At 61.0% G+C, this 24,727-nt stretch carries 19 protein-coding genes; 8 read left to right on the top strand and 11 right to left on the bottom strand.

What is annotated here, in order from left to right; translation table 11 throughout:
* Positions 1 to 361 precede the first annotated feature (361 nt).
* Complete coding sequence (locus tag VFU66_RS03375) at positions 362 to 1,987, bottom strand: hypothetical protein (RefSeq protein WP_326444823.1); 1,626 nt, start codon at positions 1,985 to 1,987, stop codon at positions 362 to 364.
* A 601-nt stretch (positions 1,988 to 2,588) separates the two neighbouring features.
* Entirely contained in the window at positions 2,589 to 3,626 is a 1,038-nt protein-coding gene (locus VFU66_RS03370) for a M20/M25/M40 family metallo-hydrolase (protein ID WP_326444822.1), read from the bottom strand.
* A gap of 60 nt (positions 3,627 to 3,686) precedes the next feature.
* On the opposite strand from VFU66_RS03370, the gene VFU66_RS03365 reads away from it, so the two are divergent.
* The 3 genes from VFU66_RS03365 (at position 3,687) to VFU66_RS03355 (ending at position 9,029) form a co-directional block, all read left to right on the top strand.
* On the top strand, positions 3,687 to 4,376 hold the full coding sequence (locus tag VFU66_RS03365; protein ID WP_326444821.1) for an alpha/beta hydrolase: 690 nt from the start codon (positions 3,687 to 3,689) through the stop codon (positions 4,374 to 4,376).
* A 251-nt stretch (positions 4,377 to 4,627) separates the two neighbouring features.
* Positions 4,628 to 7,591, top strand: coding sequence for an ATP-binding protein (locus tag VFU66_RS03360; protein WP_326444820.1), 2,964 nt, complete (start codon positions 4,628 to 4,630; stop codon positions 7,589 to 7,591).
* Entirely contained in the window at positions 7,584 to 9,029 is a 1,446-nt protein-coding gene (locus tag VFU66_RS03355; RefSeq protein WP_326444819.1) for a sigma-54-dependent transcriptional regulator, read from the top strand. The genes VFU66_RS03360 and VFU66_RS03355 overlap by 8 nt, the downstream gene beginning before the upstream one ends.
* Here VFU66_RS03355 and VFU66_RS03350 read toward each other — a convergent pair.
* The 9 genes from VFU66_RS03350 to VFU66_RS03310 all read right to left on the bottom strand — a co-directional run bounded on the left by VFU66_RS03350 (position 9,026) and on the right by VFU66_RS03310 (position 19,865).
* Positions 9,026 to 10,141 (bottom strand): zinc-dependent dehydrogenase, encoded by a 1,116-nt coding sequence (locus VFU66_RS03350; protein WP_326444818.1) that lies wholly within the window; start codon positions 10,139 to 10,141, stop codon positions 9,026 to 9,028. The two genes, VFU66_RS03355 and VFU66_RS03350, sit on opposite strands and share 4 nt — an antisense overlap.
* Positions 10,107 to 10,826 carry a 5'-methylthioadenosine/S-adenosylhomocysteine nucleosidase family protein gene (locus VFU66_RS03345; RefSeq protein WP_326444817.1) on the bottom strand — a complete coding sequence of 240 codons (720 nt, stop codon included), beginning with the start codon at positions 10,824 to 10,826 and terminating at the stop codon, positions 10,107 to 10,109. Before VFU66_RS03345 ends, VFU66_RS03350 begins: the two co-directional genes overlap by 35 nt.
* A complete protein-coding gene (gene hpnA, locus VFU66_RS03340) occupies positions 10,823 to 11,818 on the bottom strand; it encodes a hopanoid-associated sugar epimerase (protein ID WP_326444816.1) in 996 nt (331 codons plus the stop codon). Before hpnA ends, VFU66_RS03345 begins: the two co-directional genes overlap by 4 nt.
* Before the next feature lie 86 nt (positions 11,819 to 11,904).
* Positions 11,905 to 12,351, bottom strand: a complete 447-nt coding sequence (locus tag VFU66_RS03335; RefSeq protein WP_326444815.1) for a hypothetical protein — start codon at positions 12,349 to 12,351, stop codon at positions 11,905 to 11,907.
* 5 nt (positions 12,352 to 12,356) lie between these two features.
* On the bottom strand, positions 12,357 to 13,496 hold the full coding sequence (gene hpnH / locus VFU66_RS03330; RefSeq protein ID WP_326444814.1) for an adenosyl-hopene transferase HpnH: 1,140 nt from the start codon (positions 13,494 to 13,496) through the stop codon (positions 12,357 to 12,359).
* A gap of 48 nt (positions 13,497 to 13,544) precedes the next feature.
* The gene (shc, locus tag VFU66_RS03325) at positions 13,545 to 15,572 is read right to left on the bottom strand and encodes a squalene--hopene cyclase (protein ID WP_326444813.1); all 2,028 of its coding nucleotides are present in this window, start codon (positions 15,570 to 15,572) and stop codon (positions 13,545 to 13,547) included.
* A gap of 33 nt (positions 15,573 to 15,605) precedes the next feature.
* On the bottom strand, positions 15,606 to 16,619 hold the full coding sequence (locus VFU66_RS03320) for a 4-hydroxy-3-methylbut-2-enyl diphosphate reductase (RefSeq protein WP_326444812.1): 1,014 nt from the start codon (positions 16,617 to 16,619) through the stop codon (positions 15,606 to 15,608).
* Between the two features lie 392 nt (positions 16,620 to 17,011).
* On the bottom strand, positions 17,012 to 18,703 hold the full coding sequence (recN, locus tag VFU66_RS03315) for a DNA repair protein RecN (protein WP_326444811.1): 1,692 nt from the start codon (positions 18,701 to 18,703) through the stop codon (positions 17,012 to 17,014).
* A 91-nt stretch (positions 18,704 to 18,794) separates the two neighbouring features.
* Positions 18,795 to 19,865 (bottom strand): sialate O-acetylesterase, encoded by a 1,071-nt coding sequence (locus VFU66_RS03310; protein WP_326444810.1) that lies wholly within the window; start codon positions 19,863 to 19,865, stop codon positions 18,795 to 18,797.
* Positions 19,866 to 20,147: 282 nt separating this feature from the next.
* On the opposite strand from VFU66_RS03310, the gene VFU66_RS03305 reads away from it, so the two are divergent.
* From VFU66_RS03305 to VFU66_RS03285, 5 genes are all read left to right on the top strand, one after another.
* Complete coding sequence (locus tag VFU66_RS03305) at positions 20,148 to 20,927, top strand: MotA/TolQ/ExbB proton channel family protein (RefSeq protein ID WP_326444809.1); 780 nt, start codon at positions 20,148 to 20,150, stop codon at positions 20,925 to 20,927.
* Between the two features lie 2 nt (positions 20,928 to 20,929).
* Positions 20,930 to 21,346: an ExbD/TolR family protein gene (locus VFU66_RS03300; RefSeq protein ID WP_326444808.1), complete on the top strand. Its 417-nt coding sequence runs from the start codon at positions 20,930 to 20,932 to the stop codon at positions 21,344 to 21,346.
* The gene (locus VFU66_RS03295; RefSeq protein ID WP_326444807.1) at positions 21,285 to 22,145 is read left to right on the top strand and encodes a TonB family protein; all 861 of its coding nucleotides are present in this window, start codon (positions 21,285 to 21,287) and stop codon (positions 22,143 to 22,145) included. The genes VFU66_RS03300 and VFU66_RS03295 overlap by 62 nt, the downstream gene beginning before the upstream one ends.
* A 182-nt stretch (positions 22,146 to 22,327) precedes the next feature.
* On the top strand, positions 22,328 to 23,692 hold the full coding sequence (tolB, locus tag VFU66_RS03290; protein ID WP_326444806.1) for a Tol-Pal system beta propeller repeat protein TolB: 1,365 nt from the start codon (positions 22,328 to 22,330) through the stop codon (positions 23,690 to 23,692).
* An 80-nt stretch (positions 23,693 to 23,772) separates the two neighbouring features.
* Complete coding sequence (locus VFU66_RS03285; protein WP_326444805.1) at positions 23,773 to 24,537, top strand: OmpA family protein; 765 nt, start codon at positions 23,773 to 23,775, stop codon at positions 24,535 to 24,537.
* Positions 24,538 to 24,727: the final 190 nt, after the last annotated feature.

Below are 24,727 nucleotides of genomic sequence, written 5' to 3'. Positions count from 1 at the left end.
GGCTCCAGACGTCGCCAAGGTCGATCCCGATCGTGATCTCGACCTTGGCCTGTCTGCGTGGGACTTCAGCGATGAGGTGTTGCGCTGGCTTCTTCATGGGAACAGTCTGCTCCTCCTTGGGAGGACCTGCTCATCCCATTTATCGTGATCTATCTCGATGCTCTTGAGAAGATTGCTTCAACGCATCGAGGATGGACCGGTGGGGACATCGCCGAGCGATTAAAGCAGCCGCTGCCACACGCATATGCAGGAGCGATGAACTTAAACGTAACCGTCCAGGGCAGGGCGTCACGCGACGCGAGATTGCAGCCTCACCTCAATGAGAGAAGGCTGTCGAGAGAGCTTACACAAACGTTTGCGACTAAACCACGAAGGTCTTGCAGACGTCCGCGGTCTTAGTCGCGGCGTCGAGAATCAGGGCTGGTAGAAAACCCGGAGTTTGCGCACGCTCCTTGAACGATTTCGTTTTGACAATTTCGATCAGGCGTTTCCGAGCGCCTTTGGTCAAGCGAAGTTTCTGTAAAGCGGCTTCTTGCTTCGGACCGAACCTCTGGGCTTTCAAGGCTGCCTCAATCTTGCTGTTGTGAGGCTTCAATGCTTCCAAAGCAGCACCAGCTGCCAAATGGATGGCGCCAGCGAAATTGACAATCTTTACCCGCATGACAGAGGCCGCCTGCGATTGCATATGCATACCCTTTTGGTTCGCAGCCGCGAGAGCCCCGAGATACCGCGACTCTATTTCCGAGAATGCGAGGAGATGCAGCACCGCGTCCTCAATCGTTTGTAAAAGCGTTCGAAGTGGCACTAGATCATCAATCACCTCGATGGTTCCGATTTTAGACTCAGAGACCTTGACCTCCTCGATGTAGGTGGGTTTGGGAGATGGAGGGTCGTCAGCGTACTTGCCGACTACCGCTGCAGCTATCGCCAATGCGGCTGCAACCGCAGCGAGCCATGGGAGGATGGCCGACAATCCGCCAACCACGCTTGCCCCAATCGCGAGATTGAAGGCGGCCTGGCCTTCGGCGAGTTTCTTCTGTGGCACGGTGACGGTCACCGTCCACGTATTTTCGCTCACAGTTGGGTCGTATTGGTTGCCAAACGAATCCGTCGCGCTTATGAAGGAAGTGTAGGTGAAATCCTTGCTAAGCTCAGTGGTCTCGGGGAACCAAATACCGTCAATGATCCATGTCCAGTCTTGATTGATCGAAGGAAGTGTGAGGGTTTGGGGAACCGAGGGTGGGCTCGGGTACACGTTAGCTTCCAGAGTATCGTAGTTCTTTTTCTCTCCGTCTGTGTTGACCTCTATCGGCATGACGGAAATTTGCATTGGGACATACGGGTTGGGATCGGTGATGGAACCTGAAAGTGTGTAGTTTTGCTTCCACTCGGCCCCCACAGGGTTCGTCGGACTCCAAGTCCACCAAAATGGCTGACGGCCGCATGGAACAACTTCGAGGCTAGCTGCTTGCGAAAACACAAGCATCTTCGGTCCATTGGTCTCGATTTCGCAGCGAAGCTGCTTCGTTCCAAATTGATAGAACTCATCACCGATCCCAGTGCCTGGTGGAAAATTGTCAAGCACGTCGATGAGGTACTGAGCGGGATCGATCATGAAGTCCGGCTGGGAAGCAGGGGGAGGAGCGCCCTCAAAGGGCGGCCGCCAGTGGGCGAATGGGAGCCACGCATTCGCATTAGGGTCGGTCGGATCCGGGTTCTGATAGATCAGCACTTCTTTCCCGCTGCTCCGCTCGAAGTAGAGCTTAATCCGATACCCCGTTCCCCAATCGTCCACCGGGAAATAAGTGTAGAGAACGAACTTTGCCGTCAGCGGCTGCCCTGGCACGACCGGGGACGCTATGTCCGTTTCCTGGAAATAGACCGAGATTGGGAAATTAGGGATTGGGAAACCAAGTGGGTTGAGCACTGGGCTGGGCAGTTTTGGAGTGGGCGCAAGAGCCCGCTTATTCTTCCTGGCGGTGGTCATTTCTCCTCCGGAGTGAAAAGGTTCCGGTCGCGTTGCCGTCCCTTCACAGAAATATCTTACAAAACTCCAAGCGCGGGCCATAAACTTTGAAATTATCGACAACTGTCGGAGAAAAACTCCGTTAAGGTACCGACGATGGGTGCTTCACGGGCTCAGCGTCGCTACAAGTCGAGTCCACAGGGAAAGTAGGCGCGTGCCTTCGCCATGATCTTAGCGACTCGCTCCTGCCGAATAGGAGTCTACGTTGAAGCGGCTGTCCGGATGAGTAACGAGAAACCCGCTTATCGTAATTTGAGCAACGTTATCGGTAATAAGCGCGTTGGCCTCTCAAAGCCTGTCAAGCCCCATAGCCACCAACCGACTCATCCTAAGCAGCTTACACGTGGCGGGAACACCCCTCTCAATCGGCTACACTTAAATTAGCCCGGAAAAACAAAGAAGCCCCGGAGGGAGATCCCACCGGGGCTTAACTCTTTTGGATAAAGGACTTTACAAGGAAAGCATCAATGAAATCAAGACTTTACGCGCAGGAAAAATCGAGGTCCGAACCTAAGCCCTTTGTTTCATGGACTTTGCACAAAAAGTAGAGGGAGGGGGTACCTCAGGAGCGCGCCAGGTCCTCCGCCAACCGGACGTACAGATCGACCGCCTCCAGCAGCTCCTTCTTGCTGATCTTCTCGTCCGGCGTGTGTGCCACGTGAATCGACCCCGGCCCCAGCAGGAACGGCTCGCCCCACGCCGTCAGCGAAGGAATGTCCGTCGTGAACTTGGCCACCATCGTCGGCAGGTTGCCCACCTTGCGCATCCGCACAAACGGCAACTCAAGGCTGAACGAAACATCCGCCCTGTTGCCCACCGTCTTGATGATTGCCTGCTTCGTCTCCTCCGCCGGACTGACGAGCCGGATCAGCAGGTGCGCCTCAGCCTTATCAGCAATCACGTTCGGAGCGCGTCCACCCTCGATCAGCCCAATGTTCAAAGTCGAAGGCCCAATCTCCGGCTCGACCGGCAGCGGCAGAGCCTGAACATCATGCAGCGCGTCCAGCAGCTTGTCGATGGCCGACTCCCCCAGCTCCGGATACGCCGAGTGAGCCATCTTCCCCTTGGCCCGCAGTTCCACGCGCAGCGCGCCCTTCGAGGCCAGCGCCAGCCGGTTGTCCGTCGGCTCGCCATTAATCAGAAACTTCGAGACCTTCGGTGAAAGGTTCGCCACCTTCGCCCCGGCCGAATCGCGCTCCTCGCCCACAACAAACAGCAGCCCCACCTTCACGCCGCCGTCGCGCAGCCGGTCCGCCGCCGCAATCTGCGCGGCGATAATGCCCTTCGCATCGCACGTCCCGCGCCCATACAAAAACTCATCGTCCTCACGCGATCCGAAGTAAGGCGGCACCGTGTCCATGTGAGTCGAAAGCACCACGTCCGGCGTCACGCCCGGCAGCGCCGCGTAGACGTTGAACCGCTCGCCGGTCCCGCCTCCGGGCGTCAGGGCAAGCTCAGGCTGCGCCACCGCCATCCGCTCCACAGCGTACTTCTGGCCGGTCAGAAATTCGTGCAGGAAGGCCCCCGCAAGGCCCTCGTGATAGGTCGTGGACTCAATATCGACGAGCTTCCTCGTCAGCTCAATAGGATTGATTGGCATAGATACTTCCAGCATACGACACGCAGCCTGCCGAACAGCAGAACGATAGACTGATACGCGATGACCCACACCGCTCAGATTCAATCCGTCGAAGACCTTCGCGGCCCCGCAGGCCGTCTCGAAGCCCTGCTGAACACAGGCCGAGCGGACGCCCCATACGCCGCGCTGGTCTGCCATCCGCACCCGGCCGGCGGCGGCACCATGCACAACAAGGTCGTCTACCATGCCATGAAGGCGTTCGTCTCCTTCGGCCTGCCTGTGCTGCGGTTCAACTTTCGCGGCACTGGTCTGAGCGAAGGCGCGCACGACGACGGACGAGGCGAGCAGGACGACGTCCGCGCCGCACTCGACTGGCTCGACCGCCGCTTCGCCCTGCCCCTGCTGTTCTGCGGGTTCTCCTTCGGCTCCGCCGTTGGCCTGCGCGCCTGCTGCCCCGACGCCCGCGTCAAGGGCCTCATCGGCCTCGGCGTCCCGGCCCATGCTGAAGGGCGCGATTACAGCTACGAGTTCCTGGCCGAATGCCAAAAGCCCAAGTTGTTCATCAGCGGCGATCACGACCAATACGGCCCGCGATCCACAATGGAGCACATCTTTTCCACAGCCTCTGAGCCGAAACGCCTGACGTGGATCGAAGGCGCCGACCATTTTTTTCAAGGTACGCCCCACTCGCCCGCACCCAAACTGAACCAGATGCAGCAGGAGATTCGATCCTGGCTCGATGCTCTCTTCGGCCTCCCGGCAACGCCATGACGAATCTTTGGCATAGTCCTGACAAAACAGTGCTCAGAAAGTGCCCCGTAAGCCACTCTTCCCCGTCCAATCATGGGACCTCATGGGCGAGAGGAGCGTATGCTATCAACAAATCAACATCCCTATATTCCGGAATGAGTTATGATTTTTTGTAGGCAATACTGAGTAACTGTTACCTAAATCCGCATGATTACTGCTTTCGACTTTGGCAATCAATGTGCAAAGGAGAAAGTTAAAGTTGCTCGGGTTTCATGAATAACGTTTCCCAAACCCGGATACTTGCCGTGGCGCTCGCTCTGGCGACGCTGGCCGCGTGCGTCCTGGCGGCCATCAACTTCAATCGTGAGCAAGGGTATCAGGTGCCGACCGATGGCATCTGGTGGGTCGAGGCGAACGGCGGCCTGGCAGCCCAGCGTGTTCCAGCTGATTCCCCCGGCCATCGCGCCGGCATTCGCACCGGCGACATCCTCGTCAGCATCGACGACCACGCCACCATGCGCCTCGCTCCGCTGGTGCGCGAGATGTTCCGCAGCGGCGTATGGGCACACGCCACCTACTCGATCCTGCGGCCCGCACCCGGTTCAGCCAGCCTGAAAAACGCAGCGCCGCTGACGATTCAGGTCATCCTTGAGCCCAAGGATCGCTCCATCAATCAGGGCCTGCGATTCATTGCGCTGGTCTACCTGTGCATCGGCATCTATGTCCTCTTCCGAAGGTGGACCGCGCCCAAATCGACGCACTTCTACGTCTTCTGCCTGGTCTCGTTCGTTCTCTACGCCTTCAAGTACACAGGAGAACTGGACACCTTCGATTGGGTCATTTACTGGGCCAATATGGCTGCCGAAGCCTTGCAGCCGGCGCTGTTTCTGCACTTCGCCTTCAGCTTCAGCGGCTATTCGCCGGTCGAGCGCAGCCGCCTGCGCCGTCGCATCTTCTGCTCTCTGCTCTACGTTCCGGGGCTGTTCCTGATCTGGCTGCAGTACGCGGCCATCCACTACTGGTCGGCCACAGAGCTGCTGCACCATCGCCTGGACCAGATCGCCGTCGGCTACCTGGCGCTCTACTACGTCATCGCCGCTTTCGTCTTCCGCTTCCGCTACCGCCGGGCCGACACCGCGCTTGAGCGGCAGCAGCTCAAGTGGCTGACGCGCGGCACACTGCTGGCCGTCACCCCGTTCACACTGCTCTACGCCATTCCGTACATGGCCGACTGGACCGTGCCCGGCCTGCAAACCAAGGTCGCCGGACTGTGCCTCGTCTTCCTGCCGCTGACCTTTAGCTGGGCCATCGTGCGCTATCGCCTGATGGACGTGGACCTGATCTTCAAACGCGGCGTCACCTACACGCTGGCGACAGGCGCTCTGGTTGCCTTTTACTTCGGCATCGTCGCGCTGGTCGGCGACGTCGTCCACGCACGGCTGTCCGGTCTCGGCATCTGGGGACTGCTCGCCGCAATCATCATCGCCGGAATTGCCTTCGAGCCGCTCAAACGCGCGATCCAGGCATGGGTGGACCGCGTCTTCGAGCAGAAGCGGCTCGACTACCGCGAGACGCTGGTCGAGTTCGGGCGCGGACTGAACTCGCAGACGGACCTGCGCACGCTGCTCGATGAGATCGTCGAACGCCTGCCGCAGACGCTGCTGGTCACGCGCGTCGCAGTCTTCCTGGCCTCTGAGCCGGACGCGGAAAAGCGCGGCTTCCATCTGGCCGCGTCACACGGCCTCACGAACCTTCAGGCCGCCGATCTGCACGCGCTCGATGTACGCTTCCTGGACTTCGACCGGCCCGGGGCGAACAATCACATCTTCCTCGAAAACCCGCAGCACGTGCTTCGCCTGCCCGAGGCTCAGCAGGCGAGCGCCGGGCGTCTGGACCTGAACTACTACCTGCCCTGCCGCGTCGCCAACCGCGAAGGCGGCGGCACGCGCACGGTCGCGGTCATCGGACTGGGCCGCACGGACGACGGCGACTTCCTCTCCAGCGAAGACATGGAGCTGCTGGAGTCGCTGGCGGGCTACATCGGCATCGCCATTCAGAACGCGCAACTGTACCAACGGCTCGAACAAAAGATCACTGAGTTTGAGAGCCTCAAGGAGTTCCACGAGAACATCGTCGAGTCGATCAACGTCGGCGTCTTCGCGGTCGATCTCGAAGGACGCATCGAGAGCTGGAACACCGAGATGGAGACGATGTACTCCCGCTCGCGCGCGGACGTGCTGCACCAGCCTGTCTCCGCCGTCTTCCCCGCGGAGTTCGTCACGCACTTCAACTCCGTCAGCGAGGAGCAGGGCACCCACACGCTCTACAAGTTCCGCCTCTCCATGCCAAACGGCTCGGTGCGCGTGGCCAACATCGCCATCGCCCCGCTGGTGACGCGCAACTTCGTCGCCGTCGGGCGCATCGTGCTGGTAGACGACATCACCGATCGCATCCAGTTGGAGACACAACTAACGCAGGCTGAAAAGTTGTCGTCCATCGGCCTGCTGGCCGCAGGAGTGGCGCACGAGGTCAACACGCCGCTGGCCGTGATCTCCAGCTACACGCAGATGCTGACCAAGCACATGCGGGACGACGAGCGGCTCGCGCCCGTGCTCGAAAAGATTACGCAACAGACCTTCCGCGCCTCAGAGATCGTTAATGGCCTGTTGAACTTCTCGCGCACCAGCGGTGCCGAGTTCGCCAGTGTTGACCTGAACGAACTGCTGCACGACACGGTGACGCTGCTCGATCACCAGTTCAAGACGGCACAGGTCCGCGTCGAAACCAACCTCGACCCGCAGCTCGCGCACATCCACGGCAATCGCGGCAAGCTGCAACAGGTCATCCTGAACCTTATGCTCAACGCCAAGGACGCCATGTTCGGCATGAGCAATGCCACGCTGCGCATCGCCACCTTCAACGGCCCGGGGCGCGTCTTCGTGCGCATTCAGGACTCCGGCGCGGGCATCGAGCGCGAGCACCTGCACCGCATCTACGACCCGTTTTTCACCACCAAGACCAAACCACAGGAGGGCGAGCATAAGGGCACCGGCCTGGGCCTCGCCGTCAGCTACGGCATTATGCAGGAGCATGCCGGCAAGATTCACGTCGAAAGCGAAGTCGGCTTCGGCACGGCGTTCCAGCTTGAGTTCCCTGCCTCTGCCGGCCGCACACCCGCTACTGAAGCGCCTGCGGTTCGCACACAGGACGCGGAGAGAAAGACAATCCATGCCTGAAGCAACTGAACTCGTCGCCGAGTCGGCCCAGCAGCAGGACACGGCACGCATGGCTGGCAATCCGCGCATCCTCATCATCGACGACGAGGCCGCCATCCGCGAATCGCTGGACACGCTGCTCACGCTCGAAGGGTTCGTCATTAGTACAGCCAGTGATGGCACGGCGGGGATGGACCTGCTCGCTCGCAACCAGTACGACCTGCTGCTGCTCGACCTGGCCTTGCCCGGCGAGAGCGGAATTGACCTGCTGCCGCGCATCAGGGAAATGCAACCCGAGATGCCGGTCATCATGATTACCGCTTACGGCACCGTCGGCAACGTCGTCGATGCCATCCGCGCCGGGGCCGAAAACTTCGTCCAGAAGCCATGGGACAACGAGAAGCTGCTCGCCGACATTCGCGCTGCCGTCGCTCGTCATCGCGCCGAAGAAGAGGTCGTGCAACTGAAGCGCACGCTCAAGCAGCGTTACAACTTTCAAAACATCGTCGGCAAAAGCGAGCCGATGCTGCGCCTCTTCGACCTCATCAGCCAGGTCGCCCCCAGCCGCTCGACCGTGCTGATTCAGGGAGAAAGCGGCACCGGCAAAGAGCTCATCGCCAAGGCTCTGCACGCCAACTCGCCACGCCGCGACCGCCCATTTGTGCCGGTCAACACAGGCGCGGTTCCCGCAGACCTGCTCGAATCGACGCTCTTCGGCCACGTCAAAGGCGCCTTCACCTCGGCCATTGCCTCGAAAAAAGGGCTCTTTGAGGTCGCCAACGGCGGCACGCTCTTCCTCGACGAGATCGGCACCATGAGCATGGACATGCAGGCGAAGATCCTGCGCGTCCTGCAGGACCGCCGCTTCATGCATCTGGGCGGCACCCAGGAGATTCAGGTAGACGTCCGCATCATCGCCGCCACCAACGTCAACCTGCAGGACGCTGTCCGCGAAGGCCGCTTCCGCGAAGACCTTTTCTACCGTCTGAATGTCATCTGCCTGGAACTGCCTTCGCTCCGCCTCCGCCGAGAAGATATTCCACTGCTCGCCCAGCACTTCCTCAAACTCTACGCGCGCGAAAACGGCACGCCGGAGCCGTCTCTCTCGCCGGATGCGATGCGCATCCTCATGGACTACGAGTGGCCCGGCAACGTCCGCGAACTGGAGAATGCGATGGAGCGCGGCGTCGTGCTGGCGACCTCGCAGACGATCACTCCCGACCTGCTCCCTGCTCAGCTCACAGGCAACACCTACTCTGCCAGCATCCTCGACCACGAACCCAACGCTTCACTCTTCGACCTGATGGAAGAGATTGAGCGCCGCATCATCTCCGACCGCCTGGAACGCTGTCACTGGAACCAGACCGAAGCCGCCGAGCACTTCAAAATCCCGCTCTCGACGCTCAACCAGAAGATCAAACGTCTGAACGTCGAGATCAAGAAGCGCAAGGGCGACTAACGTCCTGGCTGAATCACAATCTTCAACGAGTCCGCCTGCGGGTGCGAAGCCAGATCAATCGCTTGTACCGCATCCTCCAAAGAGAACCTGTGCGATATTAACTGCGTCAGGTCGAACCCCGTGCGATAGCCGTCGAAGACCATCCGCGTTACCTCGTCCTGTATCGCCACCGACGCGCTGTACGAACCCATCAGCGTCTTCTCATCCATGCACACGGCCGCTGGATCAAACGGCGCCTCGCCATGCTGCGTCGCTGCGAACAGCATCACGCGGCCGCCGGGGCGCACTGCGTCCATCGCTGTCTTAATCAGCGCATTGCCGCCGACAGCCAGCAGCGCTACGTCCGCTCCGCGGCCCTCGGTCGCGGCCTTCGCTGCGGCGACCACATCGCCCCGCGCATCCAGCGGATGCTCCAATCCAAACTTCGCCGCAACCGCGTGGCGCTCGGCGTACAGATCGCTGGTCAGCACCTTCGCGCCTGTGCGATGCGCGAGTGCAGCCAGCAGAATTCCAATCGGTCCCTGACCGATCACCAGCACGGTCTCATCGGGCTGCAATCCGAGCAGTTGCACCGCCTTGTAGCAGGTGTTGACAGGCTCAAGAAACGCCGCCTGCTCAAACGGAATCGCGTCGGGAATCTTCACCAGTCCGCGCCGCACAATCCAGTCCATGACGCGAATGTACTCCGCAAAGCCGCCGCCTGAGGGCGCGAATCCCGCCGTACAGCCCACCTTCTTATATGTCTCGCACTGTGCGAACGTGTGCTTGCGGCAGTAGTAACACTCGCCGCACGGAATGTGGTGATACGCCATCACGCGATCGCCCACAGAGAAGCCGGCAACGCCCTCGCCAGTCTTCACAATCGTACCGGCCATCTCATGGCCGAAGATGCGCGGCGCGTCGTGCGACCCGGTATGAATCTTCTTCAAGTCCGTGCCGCAAATTCCGCACGTGTCGATCTTCACCAGCACCTCGCCCGCGCCAATCTCCGGCACCGGCACCGTCTCGACTCGCACATCATTCACGCCGCGATACACCGCTGCGCGCATCGTCTTCGGCACGTTGGTCGAGACCGTATTAGACTCTTCCTGTTCCAATGAGCTTTTCGACATTCTTCTCTTTCATAAACTCCTGAATCAAGTCTCGCATGTTCTCTGCCGCGCGCGCACTGTTGCGCCCTAGATGCAGGAGCGCGGGCCAATACTTCGGCCGGCACGCAATATGCGCCAGAAACGGCAGCATCTTCATCTGACCCATCGCATCAATGAACGGATTCATATCGGGCAGTTCCGCACCCATCGCATCCGAAACGCCCTTCACGCACAGCCACGGAACATTCCGGATCTCCGCCAACCGCGCGACCGTCGCCGCTTCCATATCGACGAGCACGGCCCCAGGATAGGTCGCAGCCAGACGCGCCTTCTCCTTCGCATCGACGACCCGTGCTGTCGTCACCAGCCGTGCATTGCGATCACCATTCGACAACGCAAACCGCTCACCGGTCTGAGCGTCGATCACCTGAGCAGGTACATGCACGCTTCCTGCACCTGCGGCCTCATCGAGCGAACCTGCCCAACCCACCGAAAGCGCCAGATCAAGCGGCCCACCTAGCTCAGCCAGCGCAAACGCCCGACGCGCCGCCTCCACACCCATCCCAGCACAAGCGGCAACCCATGTATCTTCACCACGAGTAAGCGTCCACATCCGTGCGCCGCGAACATCTACACCAACACGACGCCACCGCTTGACCAGAGGCTTCAGTTCGCCCGGCAGTGCCGCAATTACACCGATTCTCATGGCGCAGGCGCATACCCATGCGCGACAAACCATTCAATCGCCGCCCGCAGCGCGGGATAAATCGGCAATATCTGAAAGCCCAGTTCGCGCTCGGCCTTCGCTGAAGAGGCAAACATCATCTTCTTGCCCATCCGCACCGCCTCCACCGTGGCGCGCGGCTCCTTGCCACGCAGCTTGCCGGTAAAGATCTCGTCGAAGAAGGCGAACGCCATCGCAACCGCGTGCGGCACCTTCATAGTCGGCGATGGCAAGCCCGTAATCGACGACATGCGATCCAGTATCTGTTTCAGCGTCAGGTTTTCTCCACCCAGAATGTAGCGTTCGCCGGGAGTTCCGTGCTCGAGCGCCGCCACATGCATTCGCGCCACCTCGTCCACGTCCACCAGGTTCAATCCCGTATCGACATAGGCAGGAAATTTGCGATTCAGAAAATCGACGATGATCCTGCCCGTCGGCGTAGGCTTTACGTCGCCCGGGCCAATCGGGGTCGTCGGATTCAGAATCATCACATGCTGCCCTGCGCGCGCGGCCTTGATCGCCTCCTGCTCGGCGAAAAACTTCGACCGCTTGTAGTGCCCGATCATGTCGGCCACCGAAACCGGCGTGTCCTCATTCACAATCGTGCCGTCCGTCTTGAAGCCCATCGTCGCCACGCTGGACGTATAGACGACGCGCTCGACGCCGACCTCGCGTGCCAGCCTCAACAACTCGCGCGTGCCGTCTACATTCGCGGCGTACATCTCCTTCGGGTCGCGCACCCAAAGCCTGTAATCCGCTGCCACATGCACCAGCGCATCGCAAGCCTCAAGCGCGGAGCGCAGCTTTTCCGGCTCGCGCAGATCGCCCACCACCGTCTCGGCGTTCAACCCGGCAAGAGAATCGAGGCGACTTGTCTGCCGCGTGAGCAGGCGAAGCCCAGCACCCTCGGCAGCATACCGCCGAGCCACATGCCCACCGACGAAACCCGTCGCTCCTGTAAGAAATACGCGCACGTTTTGCTCTTCCAGAACCCCTGTGTTCTATGAAGAAGCCGTGGGCCTAATGAGACCCACGGCTTCTTCGTTACCGAAACATCGCTTCAGTCCAGCTTTTCAGGGTCGATACGGATGTTCTTCTCGCCCGCAGCCTTCTTCTCCCAGTACTTCTTCACCCAGGCCTCGAAGGTCTTGCCTGCGGCGGTGTCGCGCCCGGTAAAGGCAAGCGCGGCGATGTCCGCATAGGCAACGCTCACCTTGATCCGCTCATTGGCGGGAATGATGCGGATGAACGAATCGGCGAGCGAAGCGCCCGTGCGCCGGTCGAAGAGGTAGCCCGTAATCTCGGAGCCATCCTTCCGCGTGACCGTGATGTCGCCGCGATAGTCGAACGCCTTTTCGAGCGCCTCGCGCACCTCGGCATCCGAAGCCAGCGCGGGAATCCATCCCTCCAGGTTCTCGCGCTCGCGTCCTGCGATGGTTTCAAGCTCATCGGCGCTCTGGTGTTGTAACTGCTCAATCTTCAGATGTTCCTGCTGCTCTGTCGCCATCGTGCTTAATCTCCTGAGACCGCCTGTAGCTCATCGCTGGCTGCATTTGCATTCGGCTGGATTTGGACCAACGGGCCTGCGTGCTCGGGCCGCCACTCATTCAGCAACTTCTGCGCATCCGCGTCCGGATAGAGCGATGGGAGCATGTACTTCTTCGCCGAAACCAGAAATCCTTTGAGCGAGCCGAAGTTATAGTCGACCGCCGAAGCCTCGTGCCCAGAGTGGACCATACAGTTCGCGCACTGGGGATTTCCACTCTTCGCGCCGTAGTTCTGCCACTCGGTCGTCTCCATCAGTTCCGCGAAGGTGTCGGCGTAGCCGTCCTGCAACAGATAGCAGGGCTTCTGCCAGCCGAAGATCGAAAACGTCGGCATGCCCCAGGGTGTGCACTCGAAGTTCTGCTTGCCCATCAGAAACTCGGAGAACAGCGGGTGCGTGTTGAACTCCCACTCCTTCTTGCGGTTCGACAGAATCGCGCGAAACATCCTGCGCGACTTCGCCTTGCCGAGAAAGTGGTTCTGATCCGGGGCCTTGTCGTAGGTGTAGCCGGGGGAGACCATCATGCTCTCGACACCGGCCGCCATCAATTCATCGAAGTGCGCGCGCACCGAGTTCGGGTCCGCGCCATCGAACAGCGTCGTGTTTGTCGTGACGCGAAAGCCCGCCGCAACCGCCGCGCGAATGCCGCCCATGGCGATCTCGTGTCCGCCCTCGCGGCACACCGAAAAATCGTGGTGCTCCCGCTGCCCGTCCACATGCACCGAGAACGAGAGGTATTTCGACGGCTTGAACAGGTGCAGCTTCTCTTGGAGCAGCAGCGCGTTCGTACACATGTAGACGTACTTCTTCCGCGCCACCAACCCTGCGACAATCTCCGGCATCTGCGGATGCAGCAGCGGCTCGCCGCCCGGAATCGAGACCATCGGCGCGCCGCACTCCTCCACCGCGCGGAAGCACTCCTCCGGCGTCAGCTCCTGCTTCAAAATGTGCGCGGGGTATTGAATCTTGCCGCACCCGGCGCACGCGAGGTTGCAGCGGAACAGCGGCTCCAGCATCAGCACCAGCGGATACCGCTTCCGGCCCTTGATCTTCTGCTTCAATACATACGATGCAACCGTCCAGGCTTGCGAGACTGGCACTGCCATCCGATGTCTCCTTCTAAAATCCGCGCAACAAACTTCGTTGCGGAAGTCTTATGCTGCTACGTCTTCCTTCTCCATCGCACGCTGATAGGTGGTCAGCGCCAGCAACGGGAAGTACTGCTTATACAGGTGGTATCCCAGATAAAAGACGCGCGGGAACCCCGTTCCGGTGTAATAACTTTCTCCATTGCGTCCTGCGGCAAGTTCATCCCAGCTTCCATCCTCGTGCTGCCGCGCGATCAGCCAACGCACGCCCTTGGCCACCGAGTCCGACCGCGTATCGCCAGCGGCCAGCAGCCCGAGTACAGCCCACGCAGTCTGCGAAGGTGTGCTCGGCCCGATACCGCGCTGCGCAGGATCGTCATAAGTGCCGCAGGTTTCGCCCCAGCCGCCGTCGGCATTCTGCACCATGCGAATCCACTCCGCCGCTTGCTGAATGGCGGGCTCGTGATTCCACATGCCCATCGCCTCCAGCCCGCGCAGCACCAGAAACGTGCCATACAAATAATTCACGCCCCAGCGGCCAAACCAGCTCCCGTCCGGCTCTTGTTCCTTCAAGATGAACTGCACAGCCTTCTCGACGCGCGGGTCCTTGCGCGTGTAGCCGTATTGCGCCAGCATCTCCAGCATCCTGCCTGTAATGTCCACCGTCGGCGGGTCGAGCATCGCGTTGTGGTCGGCAAACGGAATGTACTGAAAGATCATCTTTGTGTTGTCTTTGTCGAAGCTGGCCCATCCGCCGTTTTTGCACTGCATGGCCCAGATCCAGTTCATCGCGCGCTGGCAGACCTCATGCTGATACCGTTCGCGCGGGTTATCCACGAAGTTCAGCGCAAGCAGAACTTGCCCTGTATCATCCACATCCGGGTAAAACTCGTTGTTAAACTCGAAGTACCAGCCGCCCGGCTCCACATTCCTGACCTTCTCGGCCCAGTCGCCCTTCGTGCGCACTTCCTTCGACAGAATCCAATCGGCGGCCTTCAGCATGCGCGGGTCGTCACGGTCGATGCCGGCCTCGCCCAGCGCATACATCGCCTGTGCCGTGTCCCACACCGGCGGAAAGCAAGGCTGCATGCGGAACGTCGGCGTGGGATAGTCCGCCGTTCCCTCCGGGCAATCGATTCCCAGCTTCTCAAACTCGTCCATCGCGCGAATCATCTGTGGATCGTCCAGAGAAAAATCCAGACAACGCAGCGCGACAATCGAGTTCAGCATCGCCGGATAGATTGCACCCAGACCATCGGACTTCTCGAACCGCTCCAGCATCCACTTCTTCGCCTTTTTGATGGCAATCGTCCGCAGCGGGCGAATATGCACGCGCTCGAACCAGTGCGTCATCCGATCGCAGAAGAGGAAGAAGTTCCGCCAGCCGATCGGCCGCTTCGTGTCCCACTTCAGATGCAGCTTCGACTTCTTCCGTCCTCCGACGAACAGCTCCTCAATCCCCTGCTCCGCCGGGATCTTCTTGAACGGCTTCTTCGCATAGATGATCGAGAGCGGCACCAGAATCCCGCGCGACCACGAAGATATCTCGTAGATGTTGAAGTAGAACCAATTCGGAAACAGTACGATCTCAGGCGGAATCGCGGGCACGGCATCGTAGTCGTACTGGCCCAGCGCACACAGGTAAATCTTGGTGAATGTATTGCACTCCGTAACGCCGCCGTGGGCCAGCACCCATTCACGCGCCTTAACCATCCGCGGCTCGTCCGGCGACCAGCCCATCAACTTCAGCGCGAAGTAGCACTTCACCCCATAGCTGATGTTCGACGGCCCGCCCGGATACAGGCTCCAGCCGCCGTCGTCATTCTGCTGGCGTACGATCTCGTTGACCGCGCGCTCCATCTTTCCGCGGTCGCCTGTGCCCAGCAGCGTATGCATGAAGATGTAATCCGATTCGAGCATACTGTCGGCTTCCAGTTCGCCGCACCAGTAGCCGTCTTCATGTTGCTGCCCCAGCAGCCACTCCTTGGCCCGCGCAATACCGTCGGACACGTACTCCAGCCCCAGGTCCATGCGCCCAAAGCGGGGCTGTGCCGGGTGGTTTCCGGGCCTCGGATTGCTTGAAGATCTATCCATTGACACCAAACTCTCTCGTCTTCGGTTCTCTGCCTACTGAGCGGCTGGTGGAGCGGACGCAATCGCCTGCACTATCTCCGGCGGCAGGCCGAACCGGACATTCTCCGGCATCACTTCAACCTCATCCACAGAACCATACCCGCGCTCCAGCAGATATTCAACGACATGCTGTACCAGCACCTCCGGAGCCGAAGCCCCGGCCGTAACGGCCACCGTGTCCACGCCATCCAGCCACTCCGGCTGAATCGCATCTGCCGAATCAATCAGATACGAGTTCGTATCCAGGTTCTTCGAGACCTCTACGAGACGGTTCGAGTTGGAGCTGTTCCGCGAGCCGACCACGAGCACCAGGTCCGCGCCGTGCGCCACGTTCTTCACCGCCGTCTGGCGGTTCTCCGTGGCATAGCAGATGTCCTGCGCGTGCGGTCCGACAATGTTCGGGAACTTCCGCTTCAGCGCCTCGATCATGTACCGCGCCTCGTCGAGCGAGAGCGTCGTCTGCGTCAGATAGGCAACCTTGTCCGGGTCAGGCACCACCAGCGCCTCGACCTCAGCCACCGTCGAGACCACCTGCGTCACATCCGGAGCCTCGCCCTGCGTGCCTTCCACCTCTTCGTGGTCGCGGTGCCCCACCAGCACCAGCGAATATCCCTGCTTGGCGAACTTGATCGCCTCGACGTGCACCTTCGTCACCAATGGGCAGGTCGCGTCAATCACCTTCAACCCGCGCTCCTTGGCCCGCTCGCGCACCGCCGGCGAAACCCCATGCGCCGAGTAGATGACCCGCGCTCCGGCCGGGACCTCGTCCAATTCGTTGACGAAGATCGCCCCCTTCTTCGCCAGATCATTCACAACATAGCTGTTATGCACGATCTCCTTGCGGACATAGATCGGCGCGCCAAACGTCTCCAGCGCAATCCGCACCACGTCAATGGCGCGCACAACTCCGGCGCAAAAGCCCCGGGGCTTCAACAGGAGTACACGTTTGGTCTTCGTCTGGTTGCCGTCTTCCGCAACTGCGGCATGGTCAAGGGTGGTCGTAGTCACACCTCAAGTATACCAAGTTCAGGCACAAACCGGGGGCGGAATTGAACCATTCCTGATGCATCCACGCATCTGAAAAACGCGCAAAAACCCCTCATTCTTTACAACTTTCACGTCGCCTCCGCATCACTGCCTCGATGCGTCGCCGCAGCTTCACAACTTCTGCGCGGCGCACGCATCATGGCCGCAGTCACACTGCAACTTGATCGTGCCTTTGGCCGCCTCGCAATAGTTGGAGCAATACTTCTTTCCCGGCTCCGCGATGCAGAGACAACCTTCCATCGCGCATTTTTTCGGTTCTGCCGCCGCAGTGTTCGCCATCGCTGACCTCCGTCAAGCAAAGCTGCCTTCCGTTGACTGATTCGGATGCCGTCCCCGCCCCCGGGGATGTGCGCTTAACGGCTATTTGCCAGCAGATGCTCCGCGTGCTTCAGGCTCGTCTCGGTCAGCTTTTCCCCACTCAACATCCGGGCAATCTCTTCCGTCCGCCCGGCCTGGTCCATCAGCCGGATGCCGGTCTGCGTCCGGCCTTTTTTCTCTGTCTTTTCAATCAGAAAGTGCTGATCGCCGAACGCCGCAATCTGCGGCAGATGCGTAATGCAAAGCACTTGCTGCCCCCGGGACAACATCTTCAATTTCCGCCCCACCGCCTCCGCCGCCCGCCCGCCAATGCCGATGTCGATCTCGTCGAAGACCAGCGTGCGCGGCAACACAGTCTTCTTCTTCCTGCCCGAACCCGCAACCGCCTCCTCCACCGTCACCTTCAAGGCCAGCATCACGCGCGACATCTCACCGCCCGAGGCAATCTCGTAGAGCGGCTTCAACGGCTCACCCGCATTGGTTGCAATCAGACACTCCACCTCGTCCCACCCATGCGCCGCCCAGTTTTGCTGGGCCTTCACCGCAGTTACCCTCACGTTGAACCGCGTATTCATTGCCAGATCATTAATCTGCGCGACGGCCAGCTTTTCCAGCCGCTTCGCCGCCTCGGCCCGCGCCACTGTCAACTTCCGGGCCGCAGCCTCATACGCCGCCGCATCCTTCTGCTCCTTCGCCCGCAACTCTTCGAGCAAAGCGTCACGGTTCTCCACCTCGGCCAGCCGCCGCGCGGACTCCGCGCCAAAGGCCATCACCTCGGCCAGCGTCTGACCATACTTGCGCTTCAGCCGATCCAACGCAGCCAGCCTGTCTTCAATCTCCTCCAGCCGGCCCGGAGCGGCGTTGATGTTCTCCGCAAAATCCCTCACCTCGGCATCCACATCCTCCATCGCTGACTTCGCCGCCGCCAACTGCTGCGCCGGTCCTTCAAACCGCGCATCGAACCGCGCCAGTTCCTCGACATGCTTCAGCGCCGCTCCCAGCGCGCTCTCCGCCGAACTCTCCGACTCGTACAGCAGCTCATGCGCGCTCATCGCCGCCGTGTAGAGTTTCTCTGCATTCGCCAGCACGCGCTTCTCCGCCTCAAGCTGCGCGTCCTCATCCTCCGCCGTCAGCCCGGCCTGTTCGATCTCCCTGCTCTGAAACCGCCACAGGTCGGCCATCCGCAGACGGTCCTGCTCGTCCGAAAGCAACTCCTCCAGCTTCGCTCGCGTGGCCTTCCACGCCGCAAACGCCTCTGCCACAGCCTCCGCAGCAATCCCGCCAAAACGATCCAGCAGCAACCGCTGCTGCGCCTGGTCGAACGAAGTCATCGTCTCGCCCTGCGAATGAACGAGCGCAAGCTCCGGTGCAAGCTGCCGCAGCACGGCCACCGTCGCAGGCTGATTGTTCACAAAGGCGCGCCCCTTGCCGCTAGCCAGAATCTCGCGCCGCAGCAGCACCTCGTCTCCCTCCGCGTCGATCCCGTTCTCTTCCAGGACCGCCGCCGCGCCTGGAGTCATCTCGAAGACGCACCCGACAACGGCCTTGTCTTCACCATGCCGCACCACATCCGCCGAAGCCTTGCCGCCCAGCAGCAGCACCAGCGCATCAATCAGAATCGACTTCCCCGCGCCCGTCTCACCCGTCAACAGGTTCAGCCCGTCGCCAAACGCAGCCGACGCCCGATCGATCACAGCATAGTTTTCCGCCCGCAACTCCAGCAGCATCTTCTCACCCAGCCTCGAACAACGTACCGCGAGAATAGCAAACCTTCGGGCACACAATTCCACACAATCTATCGCTGGGATGTTTAGGGTCTCATCGCAGCACTGTATTCAGATACCGCTCTACGGCCTGTGCCCAAAGCTCTCCGTGCGCCTTCAACCCGGCATCGTTAAAATGAACTCCCTTTCCATTGTTCTGCCTGTACCGAGCAGTCAACGTGTCTGTATCCGGCCCTTCAAGCGCAACACCGCTCTTCCAGAGGCTACGCTGGGCCGCGCGCATGGGCGGACACTTCGGGTCGGATGGCGAATGGTACGTCGCCTCTGCGACAATCCACGGGACGTCCCACCCGGCCCTGCGCCGATAGGAAACAATCACCTCTTCCATCATCCGGCGATACGTATCGGGCGAGATCGAATGCTCCGGAGCCTGGTCCGCATCCGACTCGCCCTGGTGCCACAACACCGCGCGAAATCCATGCGCGCCCAGCTCATCCATCCGCTCCGTCAGACCATGGAACAGCGTCCCGTCGCTCGTCAGCGAACCGTCCGAGCCCCGAACGACATACTTGCGCATCGTCGGCATGACTTCCACATTCTCCCCCGCCGGCAGCCATTGCCGCACACTCGTCGAGCCATGTCCCACCGACGCCACCCCAATCGGCACCCGGTATCTTCGATAGAGAGCATCGCCGAACGCAGGCACAAAGCTCCCTTTGGTGCTGCCATCCTGCACACCGGGCTGCGGATCGTCGGCAATTCTCCACCCAGCGCCGTCGAATGTCGAAACCATCCGCGTCACCGTCTTCTGCCGCACTTCGCCGTAGTTGGTCGAGTTCGATTGCCCCGCAATGACAAACACCTCGCCTACGCCAACATGGTTCACCTCATCTCGCGCCAGCACCCGCGAACCCTCCAGTACCCTCACCTCAACCTTGTAGAAACCGCCTGCGGCCGCGGGCACTTCGCCGCGAAACTCCCCCGTTGCCCGGGTCAACGGAACCGGCGTCCAGCGTCTCCATCGCCGCAGCCAGCGCGCTCCGCACAAAACACGCGCCTCCACCTGGCCCGCACCGGCCTCCACATGTCCTTGCACCAGCACCTGGCCTAACCTGCGCGATTGCCGTTGAAACACTTCATCATCGAGCGGAGAGCTGACGCTCAACGCAGTTCCAACAGTCCCCTTCGCGGTCGCTGACGGTGTCTGCGCCAAGCCAGCAGCCGTTCTAAATAAAACGGCCAGGGCCAACACCGCCAGCGCCGAGACGTACCTTCTTCGCAATCCGTTTATCGGGAACTTCAAAACCGTCATCTTCGTCAAGTCAGGCCCTCCACCACGCTTACCATACAGATACTTCGCAAAAAACTCCCGCCCCGCACCACGGAAGATGCCCCTCAACGTCCAACTCTCGACAAAGATTTACACTTAATCTGGTAAACAAAAATTATGGCTTCTACCCTCGCCTTAGCGTTGTTCCTCCTGCAAGCAGACAGCTCCGCCGCCGCTCCCCCACCCAACGCCAGCAGCAGCGCGCTCGTCGAGATGATCCACAACAGCGGGCCCATCGCCTTCACGGTGCTCATCATCCTGCTGATTGCCAGCATCTTCTCCTGGGCCATCATGCTGTCGAAGTGGCGCTCCTTCAACAAGGCCCAGACGCAGGGCCAACGGTTCGTCCGCGCCTTCCGCAAGTCCTCGCGGCTCAGCGAAATCGCCGCCGTGGCCGAGCAGTTCAAGCCCAGCCCGCTCGTCTCCGTCTTCAACGAGATCCACGACGAATACCAGCGCCAGAACGGCGGACGCGGTCTGCCGCGCAACCCCATCGCGCTCGAGCGCGCCGCACAAACTGCCTCGTCCGAAGCCCTCACCGGCATGGAAACCCACATGACGTGGCTGGCCACCATCGGCAACATCTCGGTCTTCATCGGCCTCTTCGGCACGGTCTGGGGCATCATCGACGCCTTCCACGGCCTCGGCACCGAAGGCGCTGCCACGCTACGCGCCGTCGCACCCGGCATCTCGGAGGCCCTCATCACCACCGCTGCCGGCCTTGTCGTCGCCATCCCCGCCGTCATCGGCTACAACCAGCTCACCGCCCGGCTGCGCGAGTTCGGCGCGCGCATGGACGACTTCGGCCGCGAGTTGCTCAACGCCATCGAGAACGCCGCCCTGCTCGCCCCGCCGCCGCAGCCCCAACCCGAGGAGCCCCGCCGGAGGTCCTTCTAGCAATGGCCTTCTCCGCCAAAGGAAACACGCAGACCACACTGGCCGACATCAACATCACGCCGCTGGTGGATGTCGTCCTCGTCCTTCTGCTGATCTTCATGCTCACCGCGCCCGTGCTTCAGTCCGGCGTCGATGTCGCTATCCCACACACCCGGACCGTCAATCAACTCACCGAAGTCCGCATGGTCGTCACCATCGACAAGGACCAGAACGTCTTCCTGCAGGACAAGCCCGTCAACGTCAACCAGCTTCCCACGCTGCTGCGCAATGCCACCGCCGGCGCCAAGCCTGCCCAGCGCATCATCTATCTCCGCGCCGACGAGCGCGTTCCCTTCGGCGCCTTCGCCTCTGTGATGGATGCGGTCAAGCAGGCCGGCATCACCAACATCAGCATCGTCACCCGCCCCATCCAGCAGTAAGGAGCACGTCATAGCCACTGCTCCCCAATACGCTCCGAACAACGGCGAAAACTTCCGCGGAAACTTCGTCGGCTCGCTCATCCTGCACGGCCTCGTCGCCGCGCTCGTCATTGCCTCGGCCTTCGTCTTCCGCCACAGCAGCAACTGGGGCGAAAACGCATCCGAGGCCGGAGCCATCCAGGCCACCATGGTCAACTCGCTGCCGCTGCCGCCCAAGCAGCCCACCAACGACCAAAACGTCCTCACTTCCGAGACCACAAGCCCCGCACCGATCCAGACCAAAGAGCAAACCCAGCCGCCGCCCAAACCCGACGAGTTAGCCATCCCCGACAAGATCAAGAAGCAGCCCAAGGTTGCCGAAAAGCCCGCACCCGCGCCGCCGAAGCACATCCAGCCAGCGCCGCCGCAACCCACCAAGGCACAGACCGGTGAGACCTCAGGCGTCCGCATCCCCGAGGCATCCACACAGGTACACAACGGCACGGCGAGCATGTCCGTCACCGACCGCACCTTCGGCGCGCGCTTCGCCTACTACATCCGCATCGTCAACACCCGCGTCGCGCAGAACTGGTATACAGGCGAAGCCGATCCACGCACCTCGAACGGCAAATCCGTCACGCTCATCTTCGACATCAACCGCGCGGGCCAGCCCTCGAACGTTCGCGTAGAAATCCCGAGCGGCTCGCCCACGCTCGACCAGTCCGCGCTGCACGCGGTTGAGCGCGTTGACGGCTTCGGCCCGCTCCCCGCCGGCGACCACATCACCGTTGAGTACACCTTCCATCTCCAACAGCAATAGCTCCCAGTTGTCATCCTTCGCCCTTTTGCATTTCCATTCCGCACGCTGAGCGAAGCCGAAGGGGGAAGCAAGCTGCTCTTCGCACTTTCGTCTTCGGGGGGGGAGTATCCGCGCGAATACCGCCCGTACCCTGTGCAAAACGCCCCCTTTGGACGTTTTTTGCGTCTACCATGGAAGTGAGAATGCACAGCCCGGACACCCAATCTCCCATTCGCCGCGCCGCAAGCATCGGAGTCTTCCTTCTCCTCTTCGTCTCCACCGCAGCCCTCCACGCGCAGGGGTGGTTCAAAACCGAGACATCCTCAGGCGCACCCAGTCTCCGCATCGCCGCGGCCAACTTCAAGCAGCTCTCCGCCGACCCGCAGGCCGCCGCGCTCAAGACCACCTTCGACACCACGCTCTTTAGCGATCTCACGAACGCGGGTATCTTCGACATGGTCTCAAAGAGCCTCCAGCCGCAGGTCACGCCCGGCGCGCCTTCGGAGATCAGCCTCCCGCAATGGTCCGCTGCTCCCGCCTCCGCCGCGATGGTCGCCTTCGGGGCCTTCAACATTCAGGGCACCACGCTCGTCGTCAACGGCTACCTCTTCGACGCGAAGAACGCGCAGTACCCGCAGATTCTCGCCAAGCAATACACCATGGCTGTCTCCGACGACGCGCCTCGCCAGATTGCCCACCGCTTCGCCGACGAGATCATCTTCCGGCTCGGCGGCGGCATCCCAGGCATCGCCGAGACGAAGATTTACTACGTCAAGCAGACCGGCGGTAACAAAGAGATCTGGGCCATGGACTATGACGGCGCCAATCAGCACCAGATCACGCATCTCGGCACCATCAGCATCTCGCCGCGCATCTCGCCCGATAACTCCCGCCTGGCCTTCTCCTCGCTGGGCCGCTACGGCTTCCAGATTAAGGTGTATTCGATGTTGCTGGGCCGTATGGTCAACTTCACCTCTGCAGGCGGCACCAATGTCTCGCCTGCGTGGTCGCCCGACGGCAACCAGATCGCCTATTCATCCTCGCGCACCGGCGACCCCGAGATCTGGATCTCTGACGCGAACGGCTCGCTTGCCCGACGCATCACCAGCTTCCGCGGGCCTGATGTCTCGCCCGTCTACAACCCCAAGACCAGCTCGCAGATCGCCTGGATCAGCGGACGCACTGGCCTGCCGCAGCTCTACATCATGGACACGGACGGCTCGGCCGTCACCCGCCTCACCGACGGCGGCTATGTCTCGTCGCCCTCCTGGTCGCCCGACGGCCACTTTCTCGCCTTCGCCTGGAACCGCAAGTACGGCCCCGGCGCTCCCGGCGGGCAGGACATCTACGTCATGGAGATCGCCACCAAGAAATGGATCCAGGTCACGCACGACATGGGTCAGTGCGACTTCCCATCCTGGTCGCCCGATGGCCGTCACATCGTCTTCGCCAACACCGACAACGGACGGCAGTCCCACATGCGCATCTGGACCATGCTCGCCGACGGCACCCAGAAGAAGCCGCTCACCGGACCCAGTACGGACATGCCGAACTGGAGTTGGAAATAGGTTCTTCGTCTTCCCTGCGGGCTAGCTTTCGCAGTCAACATTATTGCTTTACTGAACAGACCCCTTGGTAGGAGATTCCCATGAGTGCATTACCCTCCCGTCTTCGCCGGACATCCGCCCTGGCAGCCAGTCTGGTTGCCGTTCTGGCCATTACCGGCTGTCATCACAAGAAAAGCGGCGTGAACCCGGCCAGCCTTGGCCCCACGGCCGCCACCGCGCCCGCGCCCACCGCCACCATCACAGCAGATCCGCTCGCCATCGATCAGGGCCAGTCCGTCGTCCTCAACTGGCGCACTGAAAACGCCAACTCTGTCACCATCGACGGCATCGGCACAGTCCCCGCCAACGGCACCCAGACCGTCACGCCATCGAGCTCGACCAACTTCCACCTGACCGCAACCGGCGACGGCGGAAGCACCGAAGCGAATGTCCGCGTCACCGTCCGCGTACCAGTTGCGCCCACCGCGCCAGGTCCGAACGAGAGCGACATGGGTTCCGAAGCTGAGTTCCACCAGCACGTAGCCGACATCTTCTTCGACTACGACAGCTACGACCTCCGCCCCGACGCCAAGACCTCCATCGCTCAGGCAGCCGCGTACCTCAATGCGCATCCGGCCATCAAGGTCGTCATCGGCGGCTACTGCGACGATCGCGGCTCAGCCGAGTACAACCTGGCTCTCGGCGAAAACCGCGCCAACTCCGCCCGCACGGCGCTGGTCGATGCAGGCGTCCCGGCCAGCCGCCTGCGCGTCGTCAGCTACGGCAAGGAGAAGCAGTTCTGCACCGAGGAGACCGAGGAATGCTGGCAGCAGAACCGCCGCGCCCAGTTCTCCCTCGACAGATAGGCAATTGTGGCCGCAATACTGTCTGAGTAAGGAGTCTTGAGCTATAAGCTGGTCAGCTGTGAGCTTATAGCTCAAGATTCTTTTGATTGACGGGCCTAAACTCTAACCAGAGGTAATCGCATGACCCGACACCGCGCCCTCCCCTTCGCCGCCTGTACGCTGTTCGCCCTCGCGACGCTCCCCACACCCC

The organism is Edaphobacter sp. (assembly GCF_035763405.1).
GTDB lineage: Bacteria > Acidobacteriota > Terriglobia > Terriglobales > Acidobacteriaceae > Edaphobacter.
The sequence above is the reverse complement of the archived record's forward strand: the minus strand, read 5'-3'. Positions and strand labels throughout refer to the sequence as shown.